This window comes from Shewanella sp. WXL01 (assembly GCF_012263345.1).
Taxonomy (GTDB): domain Bacteria; phylum Pseudomonadota; class Gammaproteobacteria; order Enterobacterales; family Shewanellaceae; genus Shewanella; species Shewanella maritima.
This window is the reverse complement of the sequence record NZ_JAAIKQ010000005.1, coordinates 192,134-208,670: the sequence shown is the minus strand read 5'-3', so window position 1 is coordinate 208,670 and position 16,537 is coordinate 192,134. Positions and strand designations below refer to the sequence as shown.

Annotated in this window: 17 protein-coding genes; 9 read left to right on the top strand and 8 right to left on the bottom strand. The window is 43.7% G+C overall.

Annotated elements, in window-relative coordinates; translation table 11 throughout:
• Positions 1–170: 170 nt before the first annotated feature.
• Together G3R49_RS13750 and G3R49_RS13745 are read left to right on the top strand one after the other, a co-directional pair.
• Complete coding sequence (locus tag G3R49_RS13750) at positions 171–1,292, top strand: alkene reductase (RefSeq protein ID WP_167870055.1); 1,122 nt, start codon at positions 171–173, stop codon at positions 1,290–1,292.
• A gap of 42 nt (positions 1,293–1,334) precedes the next feature.
• Positions 1,335–2,426 carry an alkene reductase gene (locus tag G3R49_RS13745; protein WP_167870054.1) on the top strand — a complete coding sequence of 364 codons (1,092 nt, stop codon included), beginning with the start codon at positions 1,335–1,337 and terminating at the stop codon, positions 2,424–2,426.
• Positions 2,427–2,683: 257 nt separating this feature from the next.
• Here the strand turns inward: G3R49_RS13745 and G3R49_RS13740 are convergent, their stop codons facing one another.
• Positions 2,684–4,192: a M17 family metallopeptidase gene (locus G3R49_RS13740; RefSeq protein WP_167870053.1), complete on the bottom strand. Its 1,509-nt coding sequence runs from the start codon at positions 4,190–4,192 to the stop codon at positions 2,684–2,686.
• A gap of 250 nt (positions 4,193–4,442) precedes the next feature.
• On the opposite strand from G3R49_RS13740, the gene G3R49_RS13735 reads away from it, so the two are divergent.
• On the top strand, positions 4,443–5,189 hold the full coding sequence (locus G3R49_RS13735) for an ABC transporter substrate-binding protein (protein WP_167870052.1): 747 nt from the start codon (positions 4,443–4,445) through the stop codon (positions 5,187–5,189).
• A 116-nt stretch (positions 5,190–5,305) separates the two neighbouring features.
• On the opposite strand, the gene G3R49_RS13730 is transcribed toward G3R49_RS13735, so the two are convergent.
• Entirely contained in the window at positions 5,306–5,731 is a 426-nt protein-coding gene (locus G3R49_RS13730) for a YccF domain-containing protein (protein ID WP_130602607.1), read from the bottom strand.
• Positions 5,732–6,318: 587 nt separating this feature from the next.
• Between G3R49_RS13730 and G3R49_RS13725 the strand changes: the two genes are divergently transcribed.
• Positions 6,319–7,290, top strand: coding sequence for a 1-aminocyclopropane-1-carboxylate deaminase/D-cysteine desulfhydrase (locus G3R49_RS13725; RefSeq protein ID WP_167870051.1), 972 nt, complete (start codon positions 6,319–6,321; stop codon positions 7,288–7,290).
• Between the two features lie 326 nt (positions 7,291–7,616).
• Here the strand turns inward: G3R49_RS13725 and G3R49_RS13720 are convergent, their stop codons facing one another.
• From G3R49_RS13720 to G3R49_RS13705, 4 genes are all read right to left on the bottom strand, one after another.
• Complete coding sequence (locus G3R49_RS13720) at positions 7,617–7,790, bottom strand: hypothetical protein (protein WP_130602611.1); 174 nt, start codon at positions 7,788–7,790, stop codon at positions 7,617–7,619.
• A gap of 813 nt (positions 7,791–8,603) precedes the next feature.
• Positions 8,604–9,305 (bottom strand): ChrR family anti-sigma-E factor, encoded by a 702-nt coding sequence (locus G3R49_RS13715; protein ID WP_167870050.1) that lies wholly within the window; start codon positions 9,303–9,305, stop codon positions 8,604–8,606.
• Positions 9,298–9,990 (bottom strand): sigma-70 family RNA polymerase sigma factor, encoded by a 693-nt coding sequence (locus G3R49_RS13710; RefSeq protein WP_167870049.1) that lies wholly within the window; start codon positions 9,988–9,990, stop codon positions 9,298–9,300. Before G3R49_RS13710 ends, G3R49_RS13715 begins: the two co-directional genes overlap by 8 nt.
• Before the next feature lie 84 nt (positions 9,991–10,074).
• Positions 10,075–10,638, bottom strand: coding sequence for an LON peptidase substrate-binding domain-containing protein (locus G3R49_RS13705; protein WP_167870048.1), 564 nt, complete (start codon positions 10,636–10,638; stop codon positions 10,075–10,077).
• Positions 10,639–11,021: 383 nt separating this feature from the next.
• Here G3R49_RS13705 and G3R49_RS13700 point away from each other — a divergent pair, with 383 nt between their 5' ends.
• The gene (locus tag G3R49_RS13700; protein ID WP_167870047.1) at positions 11,022–11,969 is read left to right on the top strand and encodes a chemotaxis protein CheV; all 948 of its coding nucleotides are present in this window, start codon (positions 11,022–11,024) and stop codon (positions 11,967–11,969) included.
• A 56-nt stretch (positions 11,970–12,025) separates the two neighbouring features.
• Here G3R49_RS13700 and G3R49_RS13695 read toward each other — a convergent pair whose 3' ends face one another.
• Positions 12,026–12,679: a hypothetical protein gene (locus G3R49_RS13695; RefSeq protein ID WP_167870093.1), complete on the bottom strand. Its 654-nt coding sequence runs from the start codon at positions 12,677–12,679 to the stop codon at positions 12,026–12,028.
• Between the two features lie 92 nt (positions 12,680–12,771).
• Positions 12,772–13,131: a DUF2750 domain-containing protein gene (locus G3R49_RS13690; RefSeq protein ID WP_130602621.1), complete on the bottom strand. Its 360-nt coding sequence runs from the start codon at positions 13,129–13,131 to the stop codon at positions 12,772–12,774.
• A 284-nt stretch (positions 13,132–13,415) separates the two neighbouring features.
• Between G3R49_RS13690 and G3R49_RS13685 the strand changes: the two genes are divergently transcribed.
• From G3R49_RS13685 to G3R49_RS13670, 4 genes are all read left to right on the top strand, one after another.
• A complete protein-coding gene (locus tag G3R49_RS13685) occupies positions 13,416–14,567 on the top strand; it encodes a lytic murein transglycosylase (protein ID WP_245335374.1) in 1,152 nt (383 codons plus the stop codon).
• Positions 14,568–14,681: 114 nt separating this feature from the next.
• Positions 14,682–15,164 (top strand): peptidylprolyl isomerase, encoded by a 483-nt coding sequence (locus tag G3R49_RS13680; protein ID WP_130602625.1) that lies wholly within the window; start codon positions 14,682–14,684, stop codon positions 15,162–15,164.
• A 78-nt stretch (positions 15,165–15,242) separates the two neighbouring features.
• Positions 15,243–15,470, top strand: a complete 228-nt coding sequence (locus G3R49_RS13675) for a DUF3389 family protein (protein ID WP_130602627.1) — start codon at positions 15,243–15,245, stop codon at positions 15,468–15,470.
• 109 nt (positions 15,471–15,579) lie between these two features.
• Positions 15,580–16,257, top strand: a complete 678-nt coding sequence (locus G3R49_RS13670) for an alpha/beta hydrolase (RefSeq protein ID WP_167870045.1) — start codon at positions 15,580–15,582, stop codon at positions 16,255–16,257.
• Positions 16,258–16,537: the final 280 nt, after the last annotated feature.

Sequence of the window (16,537 nt, the reverse complement as noted above, 5' to 3'; positions counted from 1 at the left end):
TATTTGTTGTGAGCCTTGCAACAACTCTGTCTATTTTTGTTATTTTCACAAAAGTTATTTGTGACTTTTGTGGTTTTTGCGTTTTGAATATCCCGGTAAACTCAGTCTCATTCAATTGATCGCTAGTTAGATTTTGAATCTAAATTAGAGCAAATAAAGAGACAGATCCTATGCCTGCAAAACTGCTACAACCAATTAAACTGGGTAACTTTTCGCTAGCTAACCGCATTGTAATGCCACCTATGACACGCTCTAGGGCGACTCAACCTGGCGACTGCGCCAATGAGATGATGGCAACCTATTATGCGCAACGTGCCAGTGCTGGACTCATTGTAGGCGAGGGCACGCAAATTTCCCCTATCGCTAAAGGGTACGCCTGGACGCCGGGTATTTACACACCTGCGCAAGTTCAAGGCTGGCGTAAAGTCACCGATGCTGTGCACCAGCAAGGCGGTGTGATGTTTGCCCAGTTATGGCATGTTGGTCGGGTGACCCATCCAGACAATATTGGCGGTGAGCAGCCTATTTCGGCATCTGCTATCAAAGCAGAAAACGTTAAAGTGTTTATCGATAATGGTACAAATGAGCCGGGTTTTGTTGATGTGGTTGAGCCTCGCGCAATGACCAAACAAGACATTGAAGCTGTTCTCGCTGAGTTTAAGCAAGCGGCGCTAAATGCCATAGAGGCTGGCTTTGATGGCGTTGAGCTACACGGTGCTAACGGTTATCTGGTCAATCAATTTGTGGATTCACAGTCAAATGCTCGTACTGACGAGTATGGCGGCAGCTTAGCGAATCGTTTGCGCTTTTTAGATGAAGTTGTTGATGCTTTAGTACAAGCCGTAGGTAAAGAAAAAATCGGCGTTCGACTTGCGCCTTTGACCACGCTTAATGGCACTGTTGACGATAACCCTGAGCAAACTTATGTTGCGGCGGCAAAAGTGCTGAATAAGCATGGTATTGCCTATATGCATATTGCTGAAGCGGATTGGGATGATGCGCCAGTAATGTCGCTTGAGTTTAAACAGCAGTTACGCGATGCATTTAACGGGGTCATTATTTACGCTGGTAAATATGATGCTAAGCGAGCTAGCGCTGCCATTGAGTCTGGCGTGGCGGATATGATTGCCTTTGGCAGACCATTTGTTGCCAACCCTGATCTAGTGTCGAGAATTGAGCACGCACAGCCTTGGGCTAGCCATGATGCTAACACCTTATTTGGCGGTGGTGAGAAAGGCTTAAGCGACTACCCAAGATTTTCTGATACAGACGTATATAAATTAAAGTCTTAAAAATTAGTTAAAGAACGATATAGAGAAGAAAGAGGTTTATTTATGCTGTTCTCTTCATTTCAACTTGGTCCTGTGACACTTGATAATCGCGTAGCAATGGCACCAATGACGCGCTCGCGCACCAGCCAACCTGGTGATGTGCCAAATGACATGATGGCAACCTATTATGCTCAGCGTGCAAATGCAGGTTTGATCATTACCGAAGGCGCGCCAGTGTCAGATGTGGCCCGCGGCTATTCAATGACGCCTGGTATATATACTCAAGCGCATATCGATGGCTGGAAGAAAGTCACTGACGCTGTGCACGCGCAAGGCGGTAAAATTTACATACAGCTGTGGCATGTTGGTCGCCGCAGCCATGAGGTTATTGCAGGTGAAACACCTTTATCCGCATCTGCAGTAAAAGTACCCGATCAAGTTTTTGGTCCGCTAGCTGAAGGTGGTTTTGGCATGATTGAAACCAGCCAACCGCGGGCGATGACTAAGCAAGATATCGAGCAAACCATTGCTGATTTTGTTCAGGCTGCGAAGAACAGTATTGAGGCAGGTTTTGATGGCGTTGAAATTCATGGCGCTCACGGCTACTTGTTCGATCAGTTTATGCGTAAAGCCAGCAATCAGCGCACTGATGAATATGGCGGTTGTGCACAAAATCGCTTGCGCTTTTTGATTGAGACCCTTGATGCCGTGGGAGAGGTCATTGGTCGTGATCGCGTTGCTGTGCGTTTATCACCACATGTAATGGAAGGTGACGGCACGGTTGATGATGAAATCGAGCAGTTGGTGATTGAGCTAGCTAAGCACTTTGCCGCAACCCCGTTAGCTTATTTACATTTATCTGAGAATATTTCTAACTATTTGCCAGTACCGGATGAGTTTAGGAAGACGCTAAGAGATGAGTATAAAGGCACGATTATGGTTGCAGGTAAGCTAACTAAAGAGTCGGCACAGCAGTTATTGGCGTCAGGTTTAGTTGACTTATGCGCGTTCGGTACGCCTTATGTGACTAACCCAGATTTGGTGGCGCGCTTTAAGCAAGATTGGCCATTAGCAGAATTTGATGCAGATGCCCGATTGAGTTTGTATGGTGGCAGTGAACAGGGCTACATAGATTACCCCAACTATTCGGTGTAGTTAGCCCTATTTTCAAACATAAAATGAAAGCCCTGATCTGAGAGCAGGGCTTTCGCTTATGGCTCGTTTATAATCGCCCCGTCAACTTTGGGGTAAATAAACGTTGTTCGCGCAAGTCGCCGTAAAATCGTCCATGATGGCTCCGCTTTAGCATCCCTGCTAAAGAGGCTTGCTTCTCCAAAGTTAATTTCCCCTCAAAATATACGCACTAATGTGGTTGGCTAATCAGTTTCGATACAACTTACCTCGAATGCAGGTTACTTAGCCTGATGTTGGTTAAGTACCCATTCGGTGAGCAACCTTACACCATAACCTGTACCACCAACCGCTACTTCACCCTCAGCCGATGATGCTAATGCGTTACCAGCCATGTCGATGTGTAGCCATGGGGTCTCACCTACAAATTGTTGTAAGAAGGTCGCGGCGGTAGTACCACTTGGGCCGCCTTTACCTGTATTGCGTAGATCGGCAATTGGGCTTTCAAGCATTTCTTTATAGCCTAGTGGTAGGTGCCAAACTGGTTCATTCACGGCTTCACCGGCGGCTTTAAACTCAGAGACTAGCTTGTCGCTGTCACTGAAAATACCGCCCCACTTAGTACCTAGCGCGCGATATTTACCGCCAGTCAATGTGGCAATATCGACCATCACACTAGGCTGAAAGTGCTCGCGTGCATACCACATACTATCGGCTAGCACTAAGCGGCCTTCAGCATCGGTATGGGTAATTTCAACACTCAATCCCTCAGCGGTAGTGAGCACATCACCTGGGATAAACGATTTTTCAGATACCATGTTCTCTGCGATACCCATTACGGCAACCACGTTTACTTTCGCTTCCATCGCCGCCAGTGCTTTAATGGTGCCAAGAGCCGCTGCAGCGCCAGCCATGTCTGACTTCATGCGCACGATATGCTCGCCAGTTTTAATTTGAATACCGCCAGAGTCGAAGGTCACCCCTTTACCCGCGATGGCAATTGGTGCGTCATTACTGCCTTTATAGTGAGCAACGATTAAACGTGAGCCATCAACACTGCCGCGACCGACAGCTTCCAAGGCGTTCATACCAAGCTTTTTGATCTGCTTTGGCTCAAGCACTTTGATTTTTACATCCAGCTTTTTGAGTTTTTTAGCTTCAGCGACAAAGTCCTTAGGGGTCAGTTCAGTCGGCACTTCGTTAGTTAAATCACGTGCTAAAAATACCCCTGACTGAATGTGCTCAAGTGTGCTGTAGGCAGACTGGGTTTGCTTTACATCTGCAACATCAAAGGTGTAAGTCTTAGTTTGATGCTTTTCTTGCTTGTACTTATCAAATTTGTATGAACGTAACTTGATACCATGGGCGATATAAGATGCTTGAGTTACATCTAAATGCTCAGCAGCTACTGACACATCGGCAATGGTTTTGGCACCTAGTTTGCCTGCGATATTACCACCTAGTTTGGTCAGCTCTGCTTTGCTCAGTGGCTTGTCGCCTAAACCTACGACTAACACGCGGTCAAAACTCAGTTGGTTTGGCGCCATGACTTCTACAAATGAATTAAAGCTGGCGTCGAATTTGTTGGCATTTAATGCGCGGCTAAGCTGGCCATTAGTTTTCGAGTCAAAATCTTTAAAGCCTGTAGTGTTGCCTTCGCTTTTAAATACCACCAAGGTATCGGATTTAGCGTTAACTTGGTTGGTGAATTGAAAAGTTTCAGCTGAAACTGAGTGAGAAAAGCTAAGGGTAAGTAGCGCGGCAGATAACATAGTTAGCTTGGCTTTCATTGAACGGTCCTGTCCTTATTGATTTGATTTATTAATTGGAGTTTGTTGGTTGCATCAGTGCGCAGAATATAACGATTCCTCAATGGCAATGTAAATCAATTGCTGAAACTTTACGAAGACGTTAAGTGTAAATTCATATTTCGTAGCCGTTTGCGAGTTAAGTTGAACAGAGGTAGTAACGGGTATTACTTAATCATGAGGAAATAGCCTAAGCTTAAATAACCAAAATATAACAATGTTCGAGGTGTGTATGCCCCGTGGTTTTGCTGTTATTTTGTTACTTACATTATTAGTTATAAAGCCTATCGCACTGGCGGCGGAGGAGATGAAGCTGTCGATGTTAGATTGGCCGCCATTTACTAGCGTCTCTTTGCCGGATAAAGGCATATCAGCATTGGTAGTTAAGCAAGCGTTGTACACCATAGATATCGAACCAGAGTTCCATCACCTGCCGTGGAATCGCGCGATGCGCTTAGTGAACAGCGGCAAACAAGTGGGCTATTTCCCTGAGTATCAATACCAAAGTGAGCAATTGATATTTTCTGACCCCATTGGGCAAAGTCCAATTATGCTATTGTTTATTAAAGGTAAGCCTATTTCATGGCAAACTCAGCATGACCTAACTCAATACACACTTGGCGTGAATACTGGTTACATTAATACTAAGGTAATTGACGATAATATTGCTTCAGGTAAGCAGCGGGTGGAGTTAACATCAACTGAATATCAGTCAATTCAGGTGTTGCTGGCGGGTAGGGTAGATGCAATTGTCATTGATAAGCATGTATTTGAATACCTCAAGTCAGACCCTTATGTGAAACAGCACATTGACAAGTTGCAGCTTGACGACAAAATACTGGAGAACAAGCACTTACACATTGCTTTTGATAATTCGGCATTTGGTAGATTATGGCGTGATAAGGTTAATCAGGGGTTGGCAAACATTGATGTGCAAGCCATTGTTGATGAACAATTGCTACGTTTGAAAGCTAATTAGTTTTTATTGAAGGAGTGATGTGAGTTTTGAGAGTTGTTGATCACTAAGGCCTGGCGCATTAAGCCAGGCCTTATTTGTTTAGCTTTGCCTATTACAGTCACAAAGCGAGTCGAGCGTTAGATACGGTGGATTACCTGATCTTTATTGATAATCGTTTGTCCTATTGGTGCTAGGCTCAGTAGTGCCAATTTGAAATGCTGCACCGCGAACGGAATACCGATAATGGTAATAGCACAAGCCAGTGCGGACGCTAAATGACCCAGTGCTAACCAGATCCCGAAGAACACTAGCCAGATAATATTACCTAGAAGCCCCATGGTGCCAGTACCTAAATCTTCTTCGCCACGTAAGGTTTTGCGGTTAACGCTTTCTTGACCAAATGGCCAAAATGCCATTTCACCGATAACAAAACATGCTCGGCCAAAAGGGATACCAATAATACTGATAAAACAAAGCACACCCACTAGCCACCACGCTAGGCCCATAATAAAGCCGCCCATTACAAACCATGCGATATTAAAAATAAGCCTTAAAATACTCATATTGCTCCTTGTCGAATAAAAGTAGAGTAAAAACCAATCACTAGACTGGATGCTAGGACTAGGTACTAACGTAAATGCGATAAGTGTGCCAACAGTGGCAATAAATCATCCTTTTGTAGCAAGGTGTTGATATTATTGCGTTTATTGGTCTGTCTAAGAGTTTGAAGCCTAGCCGTTATATTGCAACAATAAATTGATCTGCGATTTCACACTAACTTTTAGTTAAAATGGCTAGGGTCTGTTGATCTTTGCTGATTAGAATTTGTTCGAATTAAAAGCACTTTAATCGCGACGCGAGCGATGACGTCTAGTCACCTAAACCTATTGATTTTAACAACAGGGCTCGCAACAAACTAAGCTCTTTGCTAAGGGCGTAGGTGCTTTTAAACGAACCTTTCAGGCAGCGCTTGTTGTCATTTCTACTGCGTTAACGACTTATCATGTGGAGCAACCACACATCAAAGTCGTTGCCTTGTATAAATTTCCAACAAGCAGCTGCAAAAATAATCTTGAAAGATCAACAGGCCCTAGTGCTGAGTGTGGCTCAGCCTTCGATTAATTTTCGGCATTCATTTGTGGTCTCATTTATGTTTTCTCCAAGCCCAGTACACACTATGCTGTTTCAGCAGCGCACCATTTATATCAAACGTGATGATTTACTGGATGAAGCATTTAGCGGCAATAAAGCCCGCAAGTTTGATTACTTTTTCTATCATCAATTCCCTGAGGTCACCCATGTGATTGGCAGCGGCAGTGCGCAGGCCAATTCCTTGTATTCGCTATCTGAGTTGGCAAAACGTAAGGGTTGGCAGTTAGACTTTTTTGTCGACCATATTCCTAGTTACGTGAAACAAAACCCTCGCGGTAACTATCTAGCTGCGCTTAATAATGGCGCTCGGGTGATAAGCGTGAGTGACCATGTTCAATACGCGCATATTAAAGCCGATAACCTAGATGATAAGGTGGCAGTGATAGCGGCAGACTATCAAAGCCGCTTGGGGCAAGAACAGGTGCTGCATGTACCTGAAGGTGGGCGTTGTGAGTATGCTCAATCTGGTGTTGCTAAGCTTGGCGCAGAAATTGTGAGTTGGGCGAATGACAATTCAATTCAACAGTTAGATATTTTTCTGCCTGCCGGTACTGGCACCACAGCCCTGTACCTACAGCAATATTTTGTGCAGCAACATATTGCCGATAATTTTAAGGTGTTTACTTGCGCCACTGTTGGCAGCGCAGATTATTTGAAGCAGCAGTTTATGCAATTAACTGACAACTCAAGCGAGCTCCCAACTATCTTGTCCAATGGCAAAAAATATCATTTTGGTAAGCTCTATCGCGAGTGTTATGACATCTGGCGTGAGGTTAATGAAGGCGGTATTGAGTTTGAGCTGCTATATGACCCAATCGGTTTCTTGGTGCTCAAGCACTACTTAAGTCACTGTCAAATTGAACAGGGCAAGTCCAGCATAGGCAATCGTCCTATCATGTATATTCATCAAGGTGGCTTAAAAGGTAATGAAACCATGCTGCCGAGGTATCAGCGCAAATACCCGGATTGACCAAAGGCATATTAAGAATTGTCGATGTACAAAATTGATGAGCTGCTTCAGCGAGAAAGTTTGAATCGAACTAGCTTAGCAATGGGTTTGGAGATAATGCTTAAGACTTGGGTGTGATAGTTAAGAAAAATTTTGATTACATTTGCTCTGTTTTAATAAACGGCGGTAAATGAGAGGAATGTACCGTGAAATGCGTTTATCGTTAACAGAGCAATTTGGAATCGTTTGGCTAGCTTCGAAATGGATTACTAGCTTTAACGTTTGTATTTTTGTTTCGTTGTTTATGAGTCGGTGTTAGCGAGTTTGTAGTCAATAGTGAATTGAAACTACTTATTTGTGCTAATCAACCATTTCATAAATCTAAGCGCTTCAGTTCGCTTGGTAAATGTTTGTTTTGTTTTGCCTTTACGATCTGTAAATGCAATTGAGTTTTTGTTTGATGAAATAGAGTCAACTGGAAAGTCTACTACGATTTCATGTCCGTTTAGATTGTATGACATAGGCCACACTCCTTATTTTATTCCTTCACCCTTAGGTGAGTAAATTTGACAATAAATATCCTTAGCAATAACTGCTGCAGAAAATGAATGATTTAATCTAAGTTAGCGTACAGTGGCTTTGTCGAGCAACCCATTTTGCTTTAAGTTAACGAAGCTTAATCAAGCCCCAGGCTTAATATCGCTCCAATTTACTCATCGCTATGACGCTTTAGTCGGCTTAACGCTTCAGCTATTGTTATTTACCGTAAACCTCATTGGTTGACTAGTAAAACTGCATAGCAGTGGCGTAAAAGTATGCAATTTGTGAGCTAAAGCAAACTTCGTTTTGCCTTAGTTCTTGCCATACCAACTCGCAACAAATGCCGGTCGCTTAATGCCACCAGTTTTGGGGCAAGCGTTAACTTAAACGTATGCTAGTTAATCACAGCTTTGTGACAATCAAATGACTGCAGTGCTTAGTAAAAACTAACATGTACTCGATGCATTCAGCTGATCCAACTAGGGGGCGGCTGCAAGGAGGCTTAACTCGTTTAACGGCACATACTTTCGGGGCAGGCAATTGATGCTAACGCTGAAGTTTCGACAAGCTTGAGGGTAAACCGATAGGATTTTACGCGGTTGAATTTTCACAAATGTCACTAACTTGTACGGATAATAAGCAATATACCTTACGCAAGCAAGAACTTTGTGTACATAAAATAAAACAGCAGGCTAACCCTGCTGTTTTCAGTTCACCAACCTTCGGTGTCTTAAACGAAATCGTTTAACTAAGTTATTTCACTAGTTTGTAGTTGCTGCGTTTATGTAAGCCTTTTAGTAAATTAACTCACCAATTGGATTGAGCAGCTTACTAATACCTTTGGTAAAATATAGTGGCGCGTCGACTACGGTATAACACAAGCATCCTTCCATCGTTTTAGGTGAATGCTTATGGTCTGGCGTCATAACCATTAAGTCGCCAGGCTTATATTGGTTATATTCGTCACTAAATTCACCGGCGAGCAACAAAGTGATCTCAGTACCTTTGTGAGTATGCTGGGGGATCTCACCATTGGCGTCTATGTGCAGCAAACTAGCTCGTGCTTTGCCTTCGCCGGTATCTAACCTTGAGCGGGTCACCTTACCTATACCTTGCCATTCGCTCAATAGTTGGTTTTTAAACACCCTGGGTAAACTGTATTGCTCGCCTTTAACCTCTACAGTTAATGGCTCCTCGACGCTTGGGATATCGTCAATTTTCAAATCGTCAAGTCCGGACATCATTGCGTCAAGCATACTGTCTAGATCTGCATTAGTTTGAGCCGCGTCTGATTGCTCGTTACCATGTTGAGATTCGACAGCTAACGAGTCGTCGCTCAAAAATGTGTTGGTAGCTTTGGCTTGAGCGCTTGTTAGCTCCTGCTGACATTTACCACAATATTCAAGATGAGCTGACACAGCAATTGACAGAGACAATGGAAGCTTACCTTCGGCATGTAGTAACAGCATTTGTTGATCAGGATGGAAATTAATCATTTTGATGCTCCATAAAACTTTTTAACTTTTCAAGCCCAAGGCGTAATCTAGATTTAACCGTGCCAATTGGAATTTGCAATTTCTCTGCAAGCTCCTGCTGAGTTAGCTCTTGAAGGTAAATCCCGCGCACCACTTGTTTTTGAAGTGCGGGTAGTGCTTCCACATGTTTGAGCAGAGATGCTGATAACATGAAATCGTCATCTTCTTCACTGGTATTGTCTGACTCAAATAAAGGCCATATGTCGTCGCCAAATGCGTCTTCTCGATTGTGTTGTACCTTGCGCAGCATATCGAAGCATTGGTTACGCATTATGGTAAACACCCAAGTAGACACAGCGGCTTTGCTTGCGTTGTACAGGTGAGCTTTGGTCCAAACTCGAGTCATGGTTTCTTGCACTAAATCCATGGCTAAACCTTGCTGATTTAATCGCTGCACACCAAATGAATGGATTTTGGGGCTGAAAAAAGCGAATAACTTAGCAAACGCTGCTTTGTCCTGGTGCTCAGCGATACGCTGCATGCATTCTGCAAGCATTGCATTTTGCTGCGCGCTTTGCTTCTCACTTGCAGCGTCGGTTTTAGACTTGTTATCCATCGCAGTTGTTGTCTGCATAGCTCTAATCGGTTGCTGATACTTACCTTTATCATAACCAATTTGCTTTGTTCTAGAAGAGTTTAATTGCATATTTTCACCGTTAAAGCGCTCAAAGCGATTAAATCCATGTGTCGCGTTTAACCTACAATACGCATGCAATTAAAATTGGATCATTTATTCTGATAGAATTATTTGATTAATAAGGCTCTGGGCCGCGATATGACTATTAGCTCCAATACATTGCTGCTTTTGCTCTGCAGTTAGCGGTAATACTTCCAACCAACGTTGACAAATCCAACTGATATCGTCGAACTGGCATTGAGGGTAAAGATCGCGATGTTGCGGATATTGCTCGAATAACTCGACGAGTTTTTGTTTTAATACTTCCTCTTGTCCATCATTCGATTGTATAGGGGTCGCTTGCCAGGCGGTGTGCTCACTTACTTTTGCTACTAATAAACCATCGGGTTCACGCTGGGTTTCCTGTATTGCGACTAAACTTTCACCTTTGATGGTGATTGACAAGGTATTGTCTTCTAGGGTGTCAAAATCCACTATGCTAACAATCGTCGCATAGCGCAGTAGTGAGCCTTTTTTGTTGGCCATTGCCATTGCAAACTGGCGTTGTTGCTTCATCGCCTCACTGATCATACGCAAATACCTCGGCTCGAAAATTCTGAGCTGAGTGTAACCATTGGGCAATATACAAATAGATAGTGGAAACAAGGCAATATTCATTTATCTCTCTTACTACTTCATTTTTTAACTTCGCAAATTAATACGTTATGTTTGCCAATTTGGATTTGTACATAACCTGAGCTCGGGATAATAAATCGGTTTCTAACGGCTATTTTTGCCAATTTCTTCGTTGAAGCTACTTGCAATAGGCTAGCTATTGACGCGTAGCTTCGCCTTGAACTAAACAAAACTATCTCGCTAGAAACTTGATACTAGATATCACTCATGACGAAAGTGTCATTGGCACTTTCTCATCTCGAGTTCAGGTTAATAGATGAGATTTAACACGCGTTTAGCACCTGAGTTAATAGCAATTGAGTGTTTTATAACACTATAATTAGGGAGCAAATGATGTCGCTGAGTAATATCGTCGGATACTAATAATGAACAATGTGCTGGATACGGTCGACCAAAGAACGCAATTAGTGGGTGAAAATCGCCTAGAGTTACTATTGTTTAAAATAAACACCTTGCAGTTATTCGCGTTAAACGTATTCAAAATTAAAGAAGTCGTCTCCCTACCTAAGCTCAGTGCTATGCCAGGCAGTAACCCTAATATCGCTGGGGTGGCGAATATTCGCGGTATGTCCATTCCGGTTATTAACTTGCGGGAGGCCATTGGCTTTGCGCCTAAGCCCTATGACGGTGACACCAATTTAATTATCACCGAATATAACCGCAGTGTGCAGGGCTTTTTGGTCGGTAAAGTTGAGCACATTGTTAATATGACGTGGGGCGATATTATGCCGCCGCCACGCACTGCAGGTATGCACAACTACCTTACAGCTATTACCAAAGTCGATCACGATGGCGCTCAGCAATTAGTGTCAATTATCGATGTTGAAAAGGTGCTAGCTGAAATTATCGATTATGACATCACGCTGTCAGAAGGTGTGCTTGATGAGCAATTACTGCCTGAGCTGATGGGTAAAAAAGTGCTGATTGTAGATGATTCCTCCACAGCGCGTACCCAGGTGCGAGATACCTTAGGACAACTTGGCATCGAGATTATTGAAGCCTCTGATGGTCTGCAAGCATTAACCATGCTCAAAGGCTGGGCGGATGAGGGCAAGGATGTACCTAATGAGCTGTTGATGATGATAACCGATGCTGAAATGCCTGAAATGGATGGCTATAAGCTTACGGCCGAGGTGCGCGCAGATAATCGTTTGGCATCACTTTATATCACATTGAATACTTCATTGAGTGGCAGCTTTAACCATGCCATGGTTGAAAAAGTGGGTTGTAATAAGTTTATCTCTAAGTTTCAGCCAGACTTATTGGTGAGTGTGGTGCAAGAGCGTATGCAGCAGGTATTGGCAAATAACTAGTAGTGAGCTTGCTAACCCATAATAAGCTATCTCACACCAAGCAATCTCATATCAAGCTAGCTGAGTGCATCTTGCTCATGAATGACATCTTGAATGATCTGCCGTTGTCGACCTATAGTGACGCCAATATTGAGTCTTGCCAGTGTTAATGCTTTAGCAAAGTGCTGTTTGCCCAGCACCGACACTAACTGAGTGACAAATTCACTCGAGACGCCCAGGGTTGTACTGTAATGGCTAATCGCTTGGGTGATGGAGCTGAACTCAATGTCATCGAAGCGAAAGGCTTGCAGCGCACTGTAGTCATGTTCATCACTAATAGGTTGCTCATCAATACTAATTTGCCAGCCCTTTGCGTTAACTCTATCTTTAGCTATGTTGTACATCATCCAGGCGCTGTTTTTAAAGCCTTCAAATACCTTACAGCTAAACTCTGATTCTTTAAGCTCTTGCTCAGTCCAGTTGTGACCAATTGCTAAATGCTTTTGATATTTAATTATCAGTTGATCTTTCACTGCCGCGCGGCAATCCCAAATACTGGTGAGCATATTGGCTTTGGCTAATTGCTTACATTCATTGCAAGCACGTATTGCCAATGATGGGTGCGGCGTGTGAGGCAGGCGCAAATACTCGAACGTTTGATTGCTTGGCTCTTCACAAAACCAGCATAGGTGGCGTTTATTGAATGGGACGTCGATAGGATGAATAGACATAGAGTAGGGCGTTTGATGCTGGCAGCGAGTTGCTACCAGCATTTAGGTTGAACTAAGCACTAAGAACTAAGTAATACGCAATTAAGTGCTGATTACTCTTCTTCAACATCAACCAATGACTTCGCAAGTACGATAGGGTCAAGCTCTTCGCAGTCTTGATCTACTTGCCAGTCGATGCCAACGAGCACGCCATCATCGTTTAAATCACCTACCCAGTACTCTAAAAATTCACCAAGTTTGATTTCAACGGCGCTGTAATCTGCCCATTCTTCAGTACAGTGAGACTGTGCCGCATCTTTGCTTGACCAAAGTGGCATGACATCAGTGTCTTCATACTCTGATGAATCACAAACTACAAAGCCATCATTTGTTTCGTCTTGTAGCGCCCAAATTACTTGGTGCTCTTTTACTTGTGCAATAAACCCAGTCAGTGTGGCTGATTGTTCAGTCATGATTATTCTCTTTGATTAAATGCAGACGCATTCTTTATAAGTTAAGCAATCATTATACGGTAAGAGCTGATTAGCGAAAGGGCAAATTGCATTTAAAGTTGTGGATAGAGGTTGAGTTTTAACCTGATGGCAATAATGTTGAAAAATTAATGGAATGAAGGCTTGAGAAGTCACAATTGATCGGTCACGATGTTGCCATTGATCAAAAAGATAAGAATGGCCTCATGGCAAAAACGCGACTTCTAACCTCTACATCTGTTTTCGTAGCGCCTGCTTTATTGGCAATGAGCGTGTCTGCTGATGCAGCAAACCCACCTGAATTCGACCAATGTGTCGTTGAGTTAAAAAGCACGGCTAAGCAGCAAGGTATTAGCCAGGCCATTATTGATTCAAGCGTTGCCAACTTAAACTACGTTCCTAAAGTGATTGAGCTTGATAGACGCCAGCCTGAGTTCACCACCACTTTTGGTGACTATATTGGTAAGCGCGTTACCGACTGGCGCGTGCAACAAGGGCGTAAGCTGCTACGTGAGCACAAAGACTTGCTCGATAAGTTAACCAAGCAATATGGCATTCCTGGGCAATATATCGTGTCGTTTTGGGGCCTTGAAACTAACTTTGGTAGCTACAAAGGCAAAATGCCGGTACTTGATTCACTGGCGACCTTGGCGTGTGACCCAAGACGCAGCGATTACTTTACCGGCGAGCTAATGCAAGCATTGCGCTTGAAACAGCAATACGGGTTTAGTGACGAAAAAATGGTTGGCTCATGGGCTGGCGCTATGGGGCATACCCAGTTTATGCCGACCAATTATTTGAAATATGCCGTTGATGGTAATGGCGATGGCAAGGCGGATTTGTGGGACAGCACTGAAGATGCGTTAACCTCTGCAGCTAACTTCTTGCAGCAATTAGGCTGGAACGCCAATGAACGTTGGGGTCGTGAAGTCTTATTGCCAGAAAACTACGACTTTAGCGCCTTAGGCGTAAAAAACACTATGCCGTTAACACAGTGGGCGCAAAAGCAGCTGACTCAAGTGTCAGGCAAGCCGCTTGCTACACCAGACATGGATGCAGCTTTGTATGTGCCAGCAGGGCACAAAGGCCCTGCATTTTTAGGTTATGACAACTTTAAAGTGATCATGCGTTGGAATCGCTCTGAATTTTATGCCATCGCTGTTGGTCACCTTGCCGATAGAATCAACGGCGCCGCGCCGATGACGGTTAAGCCACCAAAACATCAGCGATTGTCGCGCGCTAAAGTAAAACAGCTTCAACAAGCGCTTAATAATAAGGGCTTTGATGTTGGTAAGCCTGACGGCGTGTTAGGTCGTAATTCAATTGCCGGTTTGCAAGCATTTCAGCGTAGCCAAGGCTTGGTTGCCGACGGCTTCCCTGATAAAGACAGTTTTGAAGCCTTAGGTGTAAGCTATTAAAATTGAGTGGCGAGTGGCTTACACTCGCCTAACAGAGTGTTAAACCCACCCATGACTTTGTAGTCGTGGGTTTTGCCAATTAAGGATGGGGCGTAAGCCCAAGGTTAACAAAAGATGAAAATTGAAGATGATATGGTAGTGCAGTTTCACTACACCTTAAAAGATGAACAAGGCGAGGTGATTGAATCAAGCGTGCTTCAAGATCCTATCGCGTATTTGCATGGCCATGACAATATGATGCCAGGTGTTGAAGACGCCATTCATGGCAAGAATGTTGGTGATAAGTTTTCAATTACACCTGCTGCAAAAGATACCTATGGTGAGCGCCTTCCTGACGCCGAGCAAAGAGTATCGCTAAAACACTTAACCGGCGCTGATAAATGGCAACCAGGTATGTCAGCTTTGGTTAATACCGATCAGGGACAAAGGCAGGTCACCATAGTTAAAGTCGGTAAGTTTATGGCGACGGTGGATTTGAATCATCCATTTGCTGGTCGTGACCTAAGATTTGATATCGAAGTCGTGTCAGCTCGTGCTGCGACTGACGAAGAAATTGCCCACGGTCACGCCCATGGCGTTGGTGGCCATCAGCACTAGCAACTCAATTTGAGATTTATTTGTTTACAATGGTCAGCTAGCTAAGCTGACCATTAATTTAGGTATCAGCAATCATCTATGATCATTTCTTTTTCTCAAGGCCGTTTGATTGTCACCGCCCAAGAAGTCCAATGCCGCATCGTCAAAAGCAACCTAGTCATGGCGGCAAGCGTTGATGATTTAACCATATACCGTCAAGGGCGTGTCATCGTTGCTGATGCCGGCACAGTGCGCTGGAGCGTCAGCCTTGACGACGATGAGCAGCTACAACAGGTGCTGGCAGAAACCGGACTCGATGCCTTATAAACTGAGTAATTTACTCGTCCTCAGTTATAAAAATTAGCTACTCAAAATAGTCATTAAAATAACTCATTCAAAATAGTCATTACTAAAATAAAAAATCAGGGAAGTATCAATGTCTACCACACAACAACTTCATGACCGTATTATTATTGAACCAAGTGTATCAGCACAGTGCTGCGTTATTTGGCTACACGGTTTAGGTGACTCAGGCGCGGGATTTGCGCCTGTGGTACCTGTATTAAATTTACCTGCCAACCATGCCATTCGCTTTGTGTTTCCCCACGCGCCAGAGCAGCCGGTTACAATCAACGGTGGTATGACTATGCGCTCTTGGTACGACATCAAGAGCATGGACTTGCATGATAGAGCCGATATCCAAGGTGTACTTGAGTCAGAGGTTAAAGTACGCGCCTTGATCAACGAGCAAATAGAGCAAGGTATTGCCAGTGACAAAATTATCTTGGCTGGCTTTAGTCAGGGCGGGGTGATGAGCCTTTTCACAGGGCTGCGCTTTGATAAACCGCTAGCCGGTATCATGGCGTTATCTTGTTACCTGCCAGCGGGTGACAAATTACCCCAAGATTTAGCTGACGCTAATCGTGCTACACCAATTTTGCAACATCACGGCGAACAAGATGAAGTCGTCCCCTTATTTGCTGGAAAAATGGCGTATGATGCCGTTGCTAAAGCTGGCTACACCAGTCAATGGCAAACTTATCCAATGGGGCATAGTGTGTTGCCACAGCAGCTAACTACCATAGGTGAATGGATTGTAGACAAGCTAAGCTAAGTCCAGTATCAGGCTGTTAAATAGCCAGTAGTTATAAAGCCATTTTTGATAGATAGTGCTCAAATTGAGCAAAACAAAAGGTGATCTCGGTCACCTTTTTTGTTACTCAAAAACTTTCTTGTTTTTGAAACTAAATATCGCACCGCGTGCTGTGTTCTTAATCTTGAACAGTATTACCTCAACCTTGTTTCTAGCTAACTCTTTCAGTTTATTGTGATAAAGCCCGCCACTATCTTCGCTGTTTTTTATGTCTTGCATTCCTTTGTTGAAGGCATTTTTT